This is a genomic window from Pseudomonas sp. NGC7 (assembly GCF_047159675.1).
GTDB lineage: Bacteria > Pseudomonadota > Gammaproteobacteria > Pseudomonadales > Pseudomonadaceae > Aquipseudomonas > Aquipseudomonas kermanshahensis.
In genome coordinates this window covers 3,363,801-3,380,437 of record NZ_BAAFZY010000001.1, presented here as the reverse complement: position 1 = coordinate 3,380,437, position 16,637 = coordinate 3,363,801, and the positions used below count along the sequence as shown (strand labels likewise).

At 61.6% G+C, this 16,637-nt stretch carries 15 protein-coding genes; 2 read left to right on the top strand and 13 right to left on the bottom strand.

The features are described from left to right. Positions 1-107: 107 nt before the first annotated feature. From benC to ACMCNM_RS15120, 9 genes are all read right to left on the bottom strand, one after another. On the bottom strand, positions 108-1,118 hold the full coding sequence (gene benC / locus ACMCNM_RS15160; RefSeq protein ID WP_412764787.1) for a benzoate 1,2-dioxygenase electron transfer component BenC: 1,011 nt from the start codon (positions 1,116-1,118) through the stop codon (positions 108-110). 70 nt (positions 1,119-1,188) lie between these two features. After that, on the bottom strand, positions 1,189-1,674 hold the full coding sequence (gene benB / locus ACMCNM_RS15155) for a benzoate 1,2-dioxygenase small subunit (RefSeq protein WP_027595427.1): 486 nt from the start codon (positions 1,672-1,674) through the stop codon (positions 1,189-1,191). After that, entirely contained in the window at positions 1,671-3,029 is a 1,359-nt protein-coding gene (gene benA, locus ACMCNM_RS15150; protein ID WP_085274399.1) for a benzoate 1,2-dioxygenase large subunit, read from the bottom strand. The genes benB and benA overlap by 4 nt, the downstream gene beginning before the upstream one ends. An 83-nt stretch (positions 3,030-3,112) precedes the next feature. Next, entirely contained in the window at positions 3,113-4,021 is a 909-nt protein-coding gene (locus ACMCNM_RS15145; RefSeq protein WP_412764786.1) for an RHS repeat-associated core domain-containing protein, read from the bottom strand. 93 nt (positions 4,022-4,114) lie between these two features. Next, positions 4,115-5,071, bottom strand: coding sequence for a benABC operon transcriptional activator BenR (gene benR, locus ACMCNM_RS15140; protein ID WP_412764785.1), 957 nt, complete (start codon positions 5,069-5,071; stop codon positions 4,115-4,117). 246 nt (positions 5,072-5,317) lie between these two features. Continuing rightward, positions 5,318-6,373, bottom strand: coding sequence for a GlxA family transcriptional regulator (locus tag ACMCNM_RS15135; protein WP_412764784.1), 1,056 nt, complete (start codon positions 6,371-6,373; stop codon positions 5,318-5,320). A 137-nt stretch (positions 6,374-6,510) separates the two neighbouring features. Then, complete coding sequence (gene proX / locus ACMCNM_RS15130; RefSeq protein ID WP_412764783.1) at positions 6,511-7,539, bottom strand: glycine betaine/L-proline ABC transporter substrate-binding protein ProX; 1,029 nt, start codon at positions 7,537-7,539, stop codon at positions 6,511-6,513. A gap of 57 nt (positions 7,540-7,596) precedes the next feature. Further along, positions 7,597-8,550: a glycine betaine/L-proline ABC transporter permease ProW gene (gene proW, locus ACMCNM_RS15125; protein WP_099429412.1), complete on the bottom strand. Its 954-nt coding sequence runs from the start codon at positions 8,548-8,550 to the stop codon at positions 7,597-7,599. Between the two features lie 19 nt (positions 8,551-8,569). Further along, the gene (locus ACMCNM_RS15120; protein ID WP_412764782.1) at positions 8,570-9,448 is read right to left on the bottom strand and encodes a quaternary amine ABC transporter ATP-binding protein; all 879 of its coding nucleotides are present in this window, start codon (positions 9,446-9,448) and stop codon (positions 8,570-8,572) included. Positions 9,449-9,845: 397 nt separating this feature from the next. Here ACMCNM_RS15120 and ACMCNM_RS15115 point away from each other — a divergent pair, with 397 nt between their 5' ends. Further along, entirely contained in the window at positions 9,846-10,820 is a 975-nt protein-coding gene (locus ACMCNM_RS15115) for a LysR family transcriptional regulator (protein ID WP_186676930.1), read from the top strand. Positions 10,821-10,828: 8 nt separating this feature from the next. On the opposite strand, the gene ACMCNM_RS15110 is transcribed toward ACMCNM_RS15115, so the two are convergent. Both ACMCNM_RS15110 and hisN read right to left on the bottom strand, forming a co-directional pair. Further along, positions 10,829-11,560, bottom strand: a complete 732-nt coding sequence (locus ACMCNM_RS15110; protein WP_027596802.1) for a hypothetical protein — start codon at positions 11,558-11,560, stop codon at positions 10,829-10,831. Positions 11,561-11,647: 87 nt separating this feature from the next. Then, positions 11,648-12,439, bottom strand: a complete 792-nt coding sequence (hisN, locus tag ACMCNM_RS15105) for a histidinol-phosphatase (protein ID WP_085273361.1) — start codon at positions 12,437-12,439, stop codon at positions 11,648-11,650. Positions 12,440-12,659: 220 nt separating this feature from the next. On the opposite strand from hisN, the gene ACMCNM_RS15100 reads away from it, so the two are divergent. Next, positions 12,660-13,304 carry a helix-turn-helix transcriptional regulator gene (locus ACMCNM_RS15100; protein WP_412764781.1) on the top strand — a complete coding sequence of 215 codons (645 nt, stop codon included), beginning with the start codon at positions 12,660-12,662 and terminating at the stop codon, positions 13,302-13,304. 149 nt (positions 13,305-13,453) lie between these two features. Here the strand turns inward: ACMCNM_RS15100 and ACMCNM_RS15095 are convergent, their stop codons facing one another. Beyond that, on the bottom strand, positions 13,454-15,457 hold the full coding sequence (locus ACMCNM_RS15095) for a MacB family efflux pump subunit (RefSeq protein WP_412764780.1): 2,004 nt from the start codon (positions 15,455-15,457) through the stop codon (positions 13,454-13,456). A gap of 2 nt (positions 15,458-15,459) precedes the next feature. Beyond that, on the bottom strand, positions 15,460-16,617 hold the full coding sequence (gene macA, locus ACMCNM_RS15090) for a macrolide transporter subunit MacA (protein WP_186702583.1): 1,158 nt from the start codon (positions 16,615-16,617) through the stop codon (positions 15,460-15,462). Positions 16,618-16,637 lie beyond the last annotated feature (20 nt).

Below are 16,637 nucleotides of genomic sequence, written 5' to 3'. Positions count from 1 at the left end.
GCTGTGGGAGCGGGCTTGCCCCGCTAGCAGACCCCACGATGGATGGCACGGGCTGCGCCCGTGTTCGCGGGGCAAGCCCGCGCCCACAAGGGCGGCCCCAAGGAAACTCAGGCCGCGGCGGCGAACTTCTCGTAGTAGAAGTTCGCCGGCGTAATGCCCTGCTCGCGAACGTACTGGCTGACTGCCTCGACCATCGGCGGTGGCCCGCACAGGTACACGTCCACATCGCCGTCATTGAGGTGGCGCGGTTCGATGTGCTGGGTGACATAGCCTTTCTGCGGGTACTGGCTGTCTGGGTTGGCCACGCAGGCGCTGAAGGTGAAGTTTGCAATGCGCGCCGCCAAGGCCTGCAGGCGGTCCAGTTCGACCAGGTCGAAGTCGTTGGTGACCCCGTAGATCAGGTGCACCGGGTATTCGCTGCCCTGCTCGGCGATCTTCTCCAGCATCGCGGTGAACGGTGCCAGCCCGGTGCCACCTGCCAGCAACAGCAGTGGGCGCTGGATCGGCCGCAAGTAGAAGCTGCCCAGCGGCCCTGCCAGGCTCATGCTGTCGCCGGCCTTGGCCAGGTTGGTGAGGAAGCTGCTCATCAAGCCGCCCGGCACGTTGCGGATCAGGAAGCTGACCTCGCCGTCCTTTTGCAGCGAGCTAAACGAGTAAGCGCGGCTCTGCTCGCTGCCGGGCACTTTGAGGTTGACGTATTGCCCCGGCAGGAACGCCAGCCGGCTCAGCGCCTCGCCCTTGATCGACAGGGCAATGGTGCTCGCCGACAACTGGCGCACGTCGCTGATGGCGGCTTCGAAACTGGCCTGTTCGGTCTTGCACACGTGCGAAGAGGCCGGGATGCGCAGCACACAGTCGGATTCTGCCCGCATCTGACAGGTCAGCACATAGCCTTCGGCGATTTCGTCCTCGCTCAGGGCGTCTTCGATGAAGTTGTCGCCCAGGTCGTAGCGCCCGGACTCGGCCTTGCACTTGCAGGTACCGCAGGCGCCGTCGCGGCAGTCCAGCGGGATGTTGATGCCCTGGCGATAGGCGGCGTCAGCCACGGTCTCATGGCCAGTGGCCTCGATGAAGCGGGTTACCCCGTCCTCGAAATTCAGTGCGATCTGGAAGCTCATGTTGCACCTCGCGGGCGAGCCTGCCCGCGGCGCGCCATGCGGCACACCGGGCGGCTCGCGTTACCTCGGTTCAGATGTGGTAGATGTCGATGACCTGACGCACGTAGTCGTTCTTCAGGACCACCTTCTTGGCCTTGATCAACGGCTGCTCGCCGCGCAAATCGAGGGTGTAGAAGCTGCTGCCGAAGTAGCTGTCGGTGGTCTTGTAGCGAAAGCTCAGGGTGTGCCAGTTGAAGCGCACCTGGCAGTAACCCTCGCCCTGCTCAACGATCTCGATGTTGCTGATGTTGTGCGAGGTACGGGTGTCCGGCACGGTCGCGCTGGAGCGCTCGGTCTTGATGCGGAACACCCGGTCCTCGAGGCCACCACGGTTGCCGTACCAGATCAGCGAGATTTCGCTTTGTGGGTCTTCGGTGAGGCGGTCGTCATCGTCCCAGGACGGCATCCAGAAGCTGGCATCGGCTGCGTACAGCTCCAGCCACTGGTCCCATTCGGCGTCGTCCAGGTAGCGCGCTTCGCGGTAGAGGAAGTCGCGCACGGTTTCGTAGAGGCTCATTGCACGGCCTCCACGGGGATCAGTTGCTGTTCATCCTTGAGCGCCTGGATCATGGTGTCCTGCCAGTACTTGTGTTGCAGCACGAACAGGCCTTCGTCCTCGGTGCGCACGCCTGACAACAGCGGCTTGAGCTCGATTTCCTGGGCCGCCTCGTCAGCGCCCTCGACCCAGTGGGCAGCGCCGCGGGACATGTCGTTCCAGCCGGTGCCGCCGCCGTAGCCGGTCTGGCACGAGCGGAACTCTTCAAGGTCGTCCGGGGTGGCCATGCCGCTGACGTTGAAGAAGTCCTCGTACTGGCGGATGCGCTTGGCACGGGCGTCAGCGCTCTCGCCTTTGGGCGCGATGCAGTAGATGGTGATTTCGGTCTTGTTCACCGAAATCGGCCGGGCAATACGGATCTGCGAACTGAACTGGTCCATCAGGTACACGTTGGGGTACAGGCAGAGGTTGCGCGAGTTCTCGATCATCCAGTCGGCGCGTGCCTGGCCGTAATCGGCGGCCAGTTGGTCACGGCGCTCGTAGGCTGGGCGGTCTTCTGGGTTGGCCCAACGGGTCCACAGCAGCAGATGGCCATGGTCGAAGGAATAGAAGCCCCCGCCCTGCTTGGCCCAAGCGCCTGCGCTCATGGTCTTGATCTCGTCACCCGACTCGCGCTGTTTGCGCTGGTTCTGGGTGGCGGCGTAGTTCCAGTGCACGGAGCTGACGTGGTAGCCGTCGGCGCCGTTCTCGGCGGTGAGCTTCCAGTTGCCTTCGTAGATATACGAACTGGCGCCACGCAGCACTTCCAGGCCTTCGGGCGACTGGTCGACGATCATGTCGATGATCTTGGCCGACTCGCCCAGGTGCTCTACCAGCGGTTTCACATCGGCATTCAAGCTGCCGAACAGAAAGCCCCGGTACGACTCGAAGCGCGCGACCTTGGTCAGGTCGTGGGAGCCGTCGCAGTTGAAACTGTCGGGGTAGCCGGCGTTGCTCGGGTCTTTGACCTTGAGCAGTTTGCCGCTGTTGTTGAAGGTCCAGCCATGGAATGGGCAGGTGTAGCTGGCACGGTTACCGCGCTTGTGCCGGCACAGCATGGCGCCGCGGTGGCTGCAGGCATTGAGGAAGGCATTGAGTACCCCATCCTTGTTGCGCGCGATAAAGATCGGCTGGCGCCCCATGGTCAGGGTGAGGAAGTCGTTTTTCTCGGGGATCTGGCTTTCGTGCGCCAGGTAGATCCAGTTGCCCTCGAAGATGTGCTTCATCTCCAGGTCGAACAGGCGTGGGTCGGTGAACATCTCGCGCTTGCAGCGGTAGATGCCCTGTTCACGGTCGTCTTCGAGCATGGCATTGAGGTAGTCGAATCCCAGGGACATGGCCAGGGTCTCCATTGTTATTGTTCAGACCGGGTCAGGTTAGGGATTCGACGGGTGGGGGACTATCCGGATTGTGCAGAGTGTTATCCAGCTTTGTCGGGATCTCGCACTTTTGGAACCAGCCGTTTGGGGTCATGGAGCCAACTGGTAATACGAGGGATGTCCTCGGCTGCTTTCATTTTAACGTGAAGCGGAGTAAGAAACTTAAGCGCCTCCCATATTCTACGCTGTTGCTCCGCCAGGGGATTGTGAAAGTTGCTCGCTGTAGTCGATACTTGGGCGTTCGTGCTGAGTGTTTCTCCGTAATTCTTGGACAGTGTTAAAATACTCCCCTCCACCACTAAATAGTCTCCTTTAGACCATATCGGAGCATCAACAATTCTCTGCAATTGGCTCCCATTATTGCGGCCCAGCTCGTTAACTGTAGCTACAACATCCTCGCTCACAACATGAGAACGCGCCCGTGAATAATCTGGATTGATAGTATCCCCACTTTTAGTGTTTCCTGTATCAGGCCTAATGCCAGTTTTATTTTGCTTCCGAACGCCCTTATGACCACTGGGATCAGTATTGTTAACAGGGTCCCCACCACAGTATGTGTAAGAATTGAGCCCTCCCACACCGAATGGGCTCAGATTGTCGGGGCTATTGAACCTCATCAGAACAGGGTTAAACCCACGGTATCCCTGCCCTAATAAGTAGTGCCCTGTGACGGATACTTTCCGCTGACTGTTGAATCGCAGCAAAGGGGCATCCACGATGTCAGCGTCATGGCCGTAAGGCGTGTACTGAATCGAATAAGACGTTTTATCACCCGTGAGCCCTATGATCGAACCCTGCAGGTCACTTGAGCACATCGCAACTTGTTCATCTTTTTTCTGGGCGAGCACCTGCTCTGCGGCGCGCAACATAGTCGATGCCTGCGTACCAGGATATTTGACCATCGCCAGACCCTCCGGCGAGTAAAAATACAACTGCTGCAAAGTAGACATAAGTGCCACCATTTTATCCATGAAGGCAAATGGTGGATCCGCGCCAATCCGCCCGCAACTGGCAGAAATAACAGGTACGAAGCACGGCTCCGCTTAACTGCGTCGCTTGAAGGTCTGCGATGGCAGCTCACCAAATTGCTGCCGGTACACCTCGGAAAACCGCCCCAAATGCAGGAAGCCGTAATCCAGAGCAAGCTCCGTCACACTCCGCACCCCACACGTGGCATCACTCAAACACGCCTGCACCCGCTCCAGCTTGCGTTGCCGCACATAATGCTTAGGCGTGGTAGCTAGGTGCCGATCAAACAGCGCATACAGCGACCGCACGCTCATGCAGGCCTGCTCCGCCAGCACCTCAGCCGACAGCTCCAGCTTCAGGTTGCGCTCGATGTAATCCAGAATCCGCTCCAGGCTAGCCGCCGGTGCACTCAGGCTTTCGCGTCGAATGTTGGTGCTCATCAAGGTCAGCAGTTTGCTGGCCACAATCTGGCTGTAATGCCCCTGCACCCGCGGCAACGACTCATTCACCTCGGCTTCATGGCACACCATCGCCAGCAGGTTTACGAAGCCGTCCAACTCTTCCAGCCGGTAGTGGTTACGCAGGAACCGCACGCCGCCATCCGGGCGATGCCAGCGTTGTTCTTCGCAGATCGAATCGAGCAGCCGGGTCGGCACCTTGAGGATAAATTTCTCGCAGTCTTCCGAGTAGGTCAGGTCAACCGGGTCGTCTGGGTTGATCAGCAACAACTCGCCCGGCACCAAGTGATGCTCACGCTGGGGCCCGCGCCACAGGCAGTTGCCGTTGAGCAACACTTGCAAGTGGTAGATGGTTTCCAACGCAGGCGAGGTGACGCGCACGCTGCCGCCGTAGCTGATACGGCACAGGTCGAGTTCGGCGAACTTGCGGTGGCTAAGGCTGGCCTGGGGGTGGGTGGTGCGCGACAAACCGATGCAGTGCTGGCCCACGTGCTGGTTCACATAATCGGACACAGCATAAGGGTCGGCGTGGTGAAACACGCTACTGCGCTCGCTCAGCAGGCGGCTTTCCATAGGCAAGGCACTCGGTTTCGTTATTGTTCTGGGCGCCGCTTCCTACGGGCCTTGCGGCCGGTGGTTGCGGTCGATCACGGTTATTCTATCGGGCTGGTCGCTGGATACAGAGGCAGGCGACAGCCGGTGAATAGGCACACACTAAGCAAAAAGGCGGGGATTGGGCAATGCGACCATTGGAATCGTGGGCGGATAGCGGACAATAGGGCACGGCTAACCGTGCGATTATCGAACACTATTTCATTTTTACGGTATCGCTATCTCCTGCCGCCCTGCCCACCCCTGGCTCCTCGCCCGAAACTGGCGCGGCGCAACGGCGAACAGCTCACGAAAACGCCGGTAGAAATGCGGAAAACTGACAAAGCCGCTGGCCACGGCCACTTCGGTCAAAGACTTGCTGGTGTGTTGCAGCAACTGCCGGGCATGGGTCAGGCGCAATTCCAGGTAGTAGCGCGGCGGTGTCGCCTGTACATGGCGGCGGAACAGCCGCTCCAGGTGCCGACGCGACAAGCCTGCATGTTCGGCGATTTCGTCGATGCCGATCGGGTCTTCGATATTCGCATGCATCAGCTCAAGGGCCAAGCGTATGCCCTTGGGCAGGCTGGGGTCGATGTCCGCTGCAGTGGCCGGGGCATCGCTCATCACCCGTGCGCGATCGCAGGCCAGCATCTGCTCCACCGCCCGGCGCAACCCGTTGCCACCCCTGTGTTCGAGCAAGGCCAGCATCATGTCCAGGGCACTGCTAGCCCCTGCGCAACTCAGGCGCCGACCATCCAACACATGGGCTTGGCGGCTGACACGTACCTTGGGGAACAGCTCGCTCATCATCGCCCGGCCATCGGGGTGGAAGGCGCAGTCGTGGTCATTGAGCAGGCCCGCTTCAGCCAGAAAGTAGGTGCCGTTCCATAGACCACCCAGCTGGCAGCCATGCTGGTCGGCCTGGCGCAGCTTGGCGCGCAGCAGCGGTGCGCTTTCGAGGCGCACCCGAAACCCACCGCATACCAACAGGGTATCTAGCACCTGCACATCGAGTTCGGCCAGTGGCGTGTTGACCGGCAAAGCGATGCCCAGGTCGCTCATGACCTGTGCTCCATCACCCACTACCTGGATTTGGAACAGTGGCGTGGCGCTCATCAGGTTGGCGGTGACCAGGGTGTCCATGGCCGCAGTAAAGGCCATCATGGAGAAATGCTCACGTAACACGAAGGCGACGCGTTGGCACGGCATCGACAGCGAGGTACGGCCTGCGGTGTCCAGGTGGGCCAGGTTGGCGTTCTTGAGGGTGCTTTCGAAATGGCTCATGGCTTTGACTCAACTGCAAAAATCGCGTTGGCTTCTTCGCGAGCAAGCGCGCCTACAGGCAGCGCGCAAACCCAACGCTGGCACGAACCCTGTGGGAGCGGGCTTGCCCGCGAAGAAGCGCTCACCGATGGAACAGGTTACTTGCTGGCCTGTGTCGCCGCAGCGCGCGACGCTTGCAGCCACGCGTCGAACTGCTGGCGATGCGCCGCAACCCATTCTTTGGCATGGCGGGTGATGTCAGCAGGTTTTTTCTCACCTTGCTGCATCTTGAGGTTCTGCGCGCTCTCGTCCGCCGTGGTGATCTGCATCAGCGACAGGAACTTGGTGGCTGCCGGGTTTTCCTGGGCGAATTCCTTGTTCAGCACCGCCTCTACCTTGTCGACCGCAAAGCCCAGGTTCTTGCCCTTGTACATCGTGTCGACATCGTTGTTGCCATCCGGCAGGTCGGTCTTCGGTACTTCCAGCCAAACCACGTCCTTGTCCTCAACCAGCACGGTGGAGATCCACTGTGGCACCCAGGTGAAGTACAGGATCGGCTTGCCTTCCTTGTAGCGGGTGATGGTGTCCGCCATCAGCGCGAAGTACGAGCCTTGGTCGACGTGCACGCTGCTGTCCAGGTCATAGGCTTTGATGTGGTGCGAGATGATCAGCTCGCAGCCCCAGCCAGGGTTGCAGCCAGTCAGGTTGGCCTTGCCGTTGCCGTCAGTGTCGAACAGCTTGGCGATCTCCGGCTTCTTCAGGTCGGTGATGTACTTGATGTGGTACTGCTCGGCGGTCTTCTTGTCGATCAGGTAGCCCTGCAGCACGCCAGGCATGATGTCGCCGGCCTTGACCATCACGTCATCGCCGCCGGCCTGCTGGTAGAACTTGTCATGCAGCTTGTCCCACAGGTGCACGGTGAAGTCGGCATCGCCGTTGGCCAGGGCCACCATCATCACGCCGTACTCGGTTTCCTTAGGCTCCTGGACCTTGTAGCCCAGCTCGCGCAGGCCTTCCATGGCGACTTCGCCACGGAAGCGCTCTTCGGCGATGGAGGGGAAGATCGGCGTTACCTTCACGCCCTCGCCCGGCTTGTCGGCCGAGGCGTTGGCGCACAGCGAGGCGATTACCAGGGCCAGCGCGCTGGCGCCTTGCAGGATGCTGCGGGAGAACTTGGATTCCAACATCGTCGCGTACCTTCTTCTGGTTTTTATGTCGTGTGCGGCAGTACGAATGTGTTCGCGTCAGGCGGTCTTGCGCCGCCCGGCAGCGTGCCCTGAGCCGCATAGGCGCAGCACCGCACCCACGGGCCCGGTGTGGTACCAGCGCAGGCTCGGGTCGGCATTGGTGCGCGCGCCCATGGCTTGGGTCAGTCGGTCGAGGAAGATCGCCAACAGCACCAGCCCCATGCCACCGACGGTAGCCAGGCCCATGTCCAGCCGGCCGATGCCGCGCAGCACCATCTGGCCCAGGCCGCCGACCGAGATCATCGAGGCGATCACCACCATCGACAGCGACAGCATCAGGGTTTGGTTGAGCCCGGCCATGATGGTCGAGGTGGCCAGCGGCAGCTGCACGCGGGTCAGCATCTGGCGCGGCGTGCAGCCAAAGGCGCGGGCCGCTTCGATCTTGTCTTCCGGCACCTGGCGGATGCCCAGGTTGGTCAGGCGCACCAGCGGCGGCAGGGCAAACACGATGGTCACCAGCACGCCCGGCACGTTGCCGATGCCGAACAGCATCACCACCGGCACCAGGTAGACGAACGCCGGCAGCGTCTGCATCGCATCGAGCACGGGGCGGATAATGCTTTCCAGGCGGTTGCTGCGGGCGCAGACAATGCCCAGCGGGATGCCGATCACCGCGCAGAAAAACACCGAAGTGAGCACCAGCGCCAAGGTGGTCATCGACTCCGACCACACGCCGATCAGCCCCAGCAGGGTCAGGGTGACGAAGCACAGCAGCGCCATGCGCTTGCCCGCCAGCTGCCAGCCGAGCAAGGACGACAGCAGGATGCCAATGGTGGGCGGGATGCTCTGCAGGGTGAACTCGATGCCGTTGAGCACCTGGTCGATCGGCCAGCGGATGGCGCGAAACACCTCACGGAAGTTGTGCACGAGGAAGTTGAGGGTAGCGGTGACCCAGTCGCCCAGGGGGATGGTGGCCGCCTGGAACGGGTCGAGCAGGCTGAATTCGGACATGGGGCAAACCTCGCGGGGGTCAGTGGCGGCTCAGGGACTGCAACGGCGTGCTGTTGGCCAAGCTGGAACACTGGCAGCGGCTGTTGAAGGTCTTGAAGAACGCGCGCACGTAATCGTTGGCCGGCTGGTTGATCAGCTGCTGTGGAGTGCCGATTTGCACCACCCGGCCGCCCTCCATGATCGCGATGCGATGGCCGATGCGGATGGCTTCCTCGATGTCGTGGGAAATGAAGAGGATGGTGCGCTGCTGCTCGGCCTGCAGGCGCATCAGCTCGCCCTGCATCTCGTTGCGGATCAGCGGGTCAAGGGCCGAGAAGGCTTCGTCCATCAACAGGATGGTCGGGTCGTTGGCCAGCGCCCGGGCCAGGCCCACGCGCTGCTGCATGCCGCCGGACAGCTGGTGCGGGTAGCTGTGCTCGTGACCGGCCAGGCCGACCTGGCTCAGCGCCTCGCGGGCACGGCGGTGGCGTTCGGCCTCGGCAACGCCGGCAATTTCCAGGCCGAAGGCGGTGTTCTGCAGCACGCTCATGTGCGGCATCAGGGCGAAGGACTGGAACACCATGCCCATTTCCTTGCGGCGCACATCGAGCAGGGCTTTATCGGACAGGCCGGTGATTTCGCGGCCGTTGAGGTGAATGCTGCCGGCGGTGGGTTCGATCAGGCGGTTGAACAGCCGCACCATGGTCGACTTGCCCGAGCCCGACAGGCCCATGATGACGAAGATCTCGCCACGTTTGACGGAGAAGCTTGCATCGAACACGCCGACGACGTGGCCGGTCTTGCTGAAGATTTCGTTCTTGTCGGCGCCCTTGCGGAGCATCTCCATGGCCATGTTCGGGTTGGGGCCGAACACTTTGAAGATGTTGTTTACCGAAAGAATCTCATCGGCATGGCTCATACGACCCTCGTTATTATGCTTATTAACCAATCTATCAACATCGCACTGTTCGGTAAGGCGGGTAGATCAGTGCGAGTACGTTTGGCAGTCCGTTCAAGAGCGAACGTGAGTCAACACCGGCACGCAGAAAGTCCTGCTTCAAAAAGTTATTCGACATCGATGTTTCAATGTCGCGCCGTAGGATTTACGTTATGCCTTGGCCCAGGGTGGGTCCAACGACATTTGCAGGGCGCTAATCATTACCTGAAGTTATCAATCAAGGCCCTAACCCGCCCCGCCCTTTGTAGGAGCAGCCTTGTGCTGCGAAGAGGCCCGCTCATACACTGGTTATGGGATGCCGGTAAGGGCCCTTTCGCAGCACAAGGCTGCTCCTACACAGGACCTGAACCCTACCGACATGGTCAGACACTCCGAACCCGATCAGACCTTGATCAAGATGCCTTCGCTGCGCGCGGTCAAAGTCTTCGTCGCGGCCGCCAAATACCAGAATTTCACCCGTGCCGCCGAGGCCCTGTGCGTCACCCAGGCTGCCGTGAGCCGGCAGATCCGTGAGCTGGAAACCTACCTGGGTGCCGAACTGTTTACCCGTGTCGGCCGCGCGGTAGAGCTGACCGTGGCGGGTTCAATCTTCTTCGATGCGGTGCAGTTATCGTTCGTCAACATCTCCCAGGCGGCCGAGCGAATCCGCAGCAACATCAACCCCAAGCACGTGGTTACCCTGTGCTGCTCGCCAGCGTTTGCCGCCCTGTGGCTGGGGCCACGGATGCCGAAGTTCTTCGAGCAAAACCCGGACATCGACATCAACCTGGTGACCACCCAGAACTTCCTGTCGATGGAGCCTGGCGTACGGCCGGACATCTACATCACCAAGCTGGGCAAGATCCAGGCCGGCTACAGCTGCCACCCGCTCAACCATGATGTGGTCTACCCGGTATGCAGCCCGCAATACCTGGCACAGCACCCACAGCTGGCTACCTTGGAAGGGATTCGCGACGGCTCGCTGCTCAACCTCAGCCCCTATGGGCGCTCACAGGTGGCCGAGCACGTCGACTGGAATGTCTGGTTGGCGTTCCATGACGTCGACCTGAAGAGCCGTGCCAGCACGGCGCCGCATTTCTTCAATGCCAATGACTACAACCTGCTGGTGCAGCTTGCCCTGAGTAGCCAGGGCGTGGCATTGGGTTGGCACCACCTGGTGGGCCCGCTGGTGGAGCAAGGCTTGCTGGTGCGGCCGGTCGAACAGCAGTTGGTGCTCAAGGACACCTTCCATTTCCTGGCCTTCAACGAAGACAAGGAACATGACGCCAGTTGCCGACGGTTGCGCGACTGGTTGTTGGCGGAGTTTCAGCCGTTGCTGACGGCCACCAGTTAAGGCCCGGGTCACTGCACCGGCAAGAAATTCATCAACAACAGGCTTTGCGCATAATTGAGCCCTATCCGCCGATAGCGCTCGTCCAGCAGCTCTGCCAGCAAATCCAGCCGCGCCACGATCTTGCCGAACTCGACGGCGAAACTCAGGTTGCTGCCCTCCTCCGAAATCTCGTTGGAGAACAGCAACAGCACGCCGTTGGCATCCTGCCGCTGGCTAAGCATCCAGGTGGCTTTCTCGATATTGCGTGCCGCGTTGTTGACGAACAGCGGGTCGATGGTGTCCGTCATGTAGAACTCGGTGCGCCCGCCATGGGCGGTAATCAGCATGCTGCCGATGGCATAGATGAACGCGCCGACCCGGTCCCCGCGAAACTCGGGGCTCAGTGCGTAACTCAAGGCGGCAAGGTCGCGGCGATTGCCCAACTGTGCCAACGGTTGGCGCTGTTCGATGGCTATCCGGATCTGCCGCTCGGCCGTGGCGGCATCGACGTAGCCAGACATCTTCCACTGGTTGGGGTTGCGCAGGTACAGCTTGTTCATCAGCAGGTACAAGCTCTGCAGGTTGTCGCGCATCGACAGTGTCGCCAGGCGGTCGACGCTGGTCTGGAACAGCTCGCTGGGCTTGCCGTTGCCGAACTGGCTGACGATGTCACGGCCCTGCTCTTGGGTACAGGCGCACAGGCACGTCAGGGCGCCTGCCAACAGCAGGCCGGGGACTATTCTGGAAGGGCTTGCAACCATCGGCACCGGGTCGATATTCGGCGGCCACACCGGGGATCAGTGCAGCCTGGCCAAGCATAGAGCCCAAGAAACCGAAAAAGTGCGATGTCACATGGCGTGACGCAACATCTCCACTACCTGCGCATGCAACGCCGGGTCACCACAGGCCACCACACACCCACCATGCTGCGCCGAGCTGCCATCCCAGGCCGTGATCACACCGCCCGCCCCTTCGATGATCGGCATCAAGGCCTGCACGTCATACGGCTGCAGGCTCGCCTCCACGATCACATCGACAAAGCCCGACGCCAGCATGCAATAGGCATAGCAGTCGCCGCCGTAACGCATCAGCCGAGCCTTGCCGGCCACGGTCTCGAACGCTGCCTTGCGCGCTGCGGTGTCGAACATGTCCGGGGTGGTGCACATCAGCGTGGCCGAGGCCAGGTCGGCGCAGGCACGGGTTTTCAGCGGCGTGCCACTGCGCCAGGCCCCTTCCGGGGTGCCGACGAAGCGTTCGCCGGTAAAAGGCTGGTTCATTACCCCTACCCGCGGACGCGTGCCATCGTTCAAGGCAATCAAGGTGCCCCACAGCGGCAAGCCGGTGATGAACGCGCGGGTACCGTCGATCGGGTCGAGTACCCAGGTCAAGGGGCTGGTGCCCACTGCCACGCCCTGCTCTTCACCCAAAATACCGTGCTCGGGATAGCGCGCCTGGATCAGCGCGCGCATGGCATCTTCAGCCGCCTTGTCGGCCACCGTCACCGGGTCGTACAACCGCCCGCCCTTGTCCTCGACGTCCAGGCTGGCACGGAAATACGGCGTGATCGCCACAGCGGCGGCATCGGCCAACTGCTCGGCAAAGGCGCGGAATTCGCCAATCTGTTCAGCACTCAGGGACATGGGGCAGGCCTCTTGAAGATGATGGAGGCCAGCATCATACCCGACAACCCGCGCCACAGCAGTCGCCTGCCATAGAAGCCATTATTATGCCACTATCGCCACTTCATTTAACCGTCACTCAATCGTTGTACTAGGATACCCATCACCTCCCGAATGCGGCCCAGGATGCGGGCCAACAGCCAGACGGGAAATTGCACCACCGGACCTCATGGACGACACGATGAATTCGCACCTGCTCTACCCACAAATCGGCAAAGTCATTGCCAGCACCGGCAGCCGCCAATTCCCGCGCATGCTGCACGACCTGATCCAGGCCCACCTGACCATCGACGCCACGCACATACGCCTGCTGCCCGTGGCCCCGGCCGGCTTTGACGCCAACGCGCCCGTGATCAACGAGACTGTATTTTCCTCGGACGTGCAGCCAAGCAGGGACTGCAGCGACCCGACGCGCTTGCACCTGATTCGCCGCAAAGGCGACGCCCGCTACGAAATCCAGGTGCTGCGCGCTGACTCCACCTACGGCTTCTCCGCCTTCGAACGCAACCGCCTGGACGACATCTCGCCCCTGCTGTTGCCGATGCTGGAAAAGCACATCGATGCCCTGCAACCCGCCGCCGAGCGCGCCACGCAAGAGAGCCTCGAACAGCGTTTTCTCGACCGCCTGGCGCAATCGGGGCTGAAGCTGTCCGAACGGGAGCGTCAGGTGTGCCTTGGCCTGCTGGCCGGGCATACCGCACCGGAGCAGGCCGAGCGGCTGGAGTTGAAGGTGAATACGGTCGAAAGCTATTTACGCCGGGCGGCGATCAAGCTGGGTATCAGCGGGCGGCATTCGTTGATGCGCTGGATGTATACGGCAGTTTGATCTTGTAATTCCCGCTTGGGCACGAATCACTGTGTAGGAGCAGCCTTGTGCTGCGAAGAGGCCGGTGATATCACCGTGAATCTTCGTTGCTATTACCGGCCTCTTCGCAGCACAAGGCTGCCCCTACAAGGGTTGAGGTACAGAGCACCTCAATCCCGCGCCAGCGCCTCGATCGGGTCAAGCCGGGCCGCGTTGCGCGCTGGCACAAAGCCGAACACCACCCCAATCAACGTCGAACAGGCAAACGCCATCACGATCGACGCCGGTGAGAACACCATCTCCCACTGTTTGACGAACAACTCGAACAGGTAGCCGATGCCGTACGACAAGCCAATACCGACCAACCCGCCAAACAGGCAGACCATCACCGCCTCCACCAGAAACTGCTGACGGATGTCCGACTGCCGTGCCCCCACCGCCATGCGAATGCCGATCTCGCGGGTACGCTCGGTCACCGACACCAGCATGATGTTCATCACCCCGATACCGCCCACCACCAGCGAAATCACCGCGATCAGCGACAGCAGCAGGGTCAGCGAGCGGCTGGTCTTTTGCACGGTCTGCATGATGCTGTCGAGGTTGTTGGTGAAAAAGTCCTTGGTGCCATGGCGTTGAAGCATCAGCTTGGTCACCTCCTCTTCGACCCGTTTGCTGGGCACGCCGTCCTTGATGCGCACGCTGATGCTGTCCAAGTGGCGTTGGCCAAGCACGCGGCCAGCAGCAGTCTCGTACGGCACCCAGATATTCAGCTGGTTGCTGGCGACGAACAGGTTCTTGTTCTCGGCGGTGACGCCGATCACCGTGCACGGCAGGTTCCCCACCAGGATCACCTGCCCCAGCGGATCTACGTTGGGGCCGAACAGGCGCTTGCGGGTGTTGTGGTCGATCACCACCACCTGGGCCTGGCGCCGTGCGTCCTCGGCACTGAACACAATACCGGCGGCCACGGGAATGTTGCGCACCTGGAAGTAGTGTTCGCTGACGCCATTGAGCTGCACATCGACATCGAGGTTGCGGTAGCGCACCAAGGTGCTTTGGCCGATCACCGGGGTGGCGCTGTCGACGTAGTACAGCGCGTTGAGCGCCGTGACGTCGGCGGGCACCAGGGTTTCGATGGTCTTCGCCCGGCTGTCTCCGAAGTTGCTGCCCGAATAGATATCGATGGTATTGCTGCCAATTGCCTGGATGTCCTTGAGCACGTAGCCCTTGGCCCCTTCGCCGATGGCCGAGATGGACACCACCGAGGTGATGCCAATGACAATCCCGAGCATGGTCAACAAGGTGCGCATGCGGTGCGAGATCAAAGCGATCCAGGCCATCTTGAAGGCCTCGCGGAACATCCCCAGGCTGGCGACCAGGCGCCTTGCCGGCGAGGCGGCCGGTGCCGGCTCGGCCACCGGGGTGGGCATGGCTGCAGTGCCCGTGCGCCGGTCGCTGACGATCTGACCGTCGCTGACCTCGATGACCCGTTCGGCATGCGCGGCGACCTTGGGGTCGTGGGTCACCAGGATCACCGTGTGCCCGGCTGCGTGCAGCTCCAGCAGAATATTCATCACCTCTTTGCCGCTGGCCGTGTCCAGCGCACCGGTCGGCTCGTCGGCGAGGATAACCTGGCCACCGTTCATGAGCGCCCGGCAGATACTCACCCGCTGCTGCTGCCCGCCGGACAACTGGCTGGGGCGGTGTTCCAGATGCCCGGCAAGCCCCAAGCGCGTGAGCAGCTCACGTGCCCGGTCGTGGCGTTGCCCGTGCGCAGTGCCGGCATACACTGCTGGAATCTCGACGTTGTGCAGGGCATCCAGGTGCGGCAGCAGGTGGTAGCGCTGGAAGATGAAGCCAAAATGGTCGCGGCGCAACGCCGCCAGGGCATCGTCGTCCAGCGTGCGCGTCTCTTGCCCGCCGACCTGGTAGCTGCCACTGCTGGCGTTGTCCAGGCAGCCGAGGATGTTCATCAATGTGGACTTGCCGGACCCGGAGGCGCCGATGATCGCCACCAACTCGCCACTGTGGATCTGCAGATCGATACCCTTCAGCGCCAGGAACTCGCGGTCGCCGGCCAGAAAACTGCGGCTGACCCCCTGCAGGCGCAACAACGGCTCGCCGTTGCTGCAGGCAACGGCGCTGTGTGCGCTCAGCTCGACATTCATGTTCATGCTCACGCCCCTGCTTCGCCAGACACCGGTTCGCCGATCACCACACGGTCACCTTCGGCCAGGCCATCCTTGATCTGCACTTTGACGTTGTTGTTGATCCCCGCCTGCACGTTGCGCACCTGGGCGAAGCCCTTGGCATCGAGCACCCGTACCGGGAAGCTGCCGTCGCCATTGCGCGCGCCCAGGGCGGCCACCGGCACAGTGAGCACGCCTTCGGCCGTGTCGAGCACGATGTGCACCTGCGCGGTCATCGAGATGCGCAGGCGGTGCTCGGGGTTCGCCACCTCGAACAGGGCGTTGTAAAACACCGCGCCATTGGGTTTCGTGGCGCTGCCATCGCTGTTGTCGGTGCTTTGCGCGTAGTTCTGCGGGGCCGGTTCGGTGCCGCGCAGCTTGGCGTAGTAGCGTTTGTCTTCACCGAGGATGGTGAAGTACACCGGTTGGCCTGGGCTGATGTGGATCACATCGGCTTCCGACACCTGCGCCTTGACGGTCATGGTGTCGAGGTCGGCCAGCTTGAGCAGCACGGGCGCCAACTGGTTGGCGATCACGGTCTGCCCTTCTTGCGTGACGATGCCCACCACATGGCCGTTGATCGGTGCATTGATACGGGTGTAGCCCAGGTTGACCTTGGCCGTGTCGATCTCGACCCGGGCACTCTGGATTTGCGCATCGAGCGAGCGCACGGCGGCCTGCTGCACCTCGTATTCGGACTCGGCGTTCTCGAAGTCCTGGCGCGATACCGATTCGTCGGCCTGCAGTTCGCGATAGCGCTCATACACCCGCCTGGCCTGCTTGAGCTGGGCCAGGCTAGAACGGCGCTCGGCCTGCAATTTGTCCTCGTCGACCTCAGCCTGGCGCAAGGTATTGCGCAGCACCAGCGGGTCGATTTCGGCCAGCCACTGGCCCTCGGTGACCTTGTCACCCAGCTTGACCTTCAACGAACGCAACTGGCCCGACACCTGGGCGCCGACGTCAACTTGCTTGATGCCCTGCAGCGTGCCGGTGGCCAACACGGCGTTCTCGATATCGCCACGTTCGACCGTGGCGGTGATGTACTGCGGCGGTTTGGCCGGGGCCTGAACGGCATACAGCGTGATGCCGGCGACCAAAGCCACGGCGATGCCGAGGCTGAATTTGCGGAATCTGGACTTTTCCATGAACACTCACTATCTCTTCG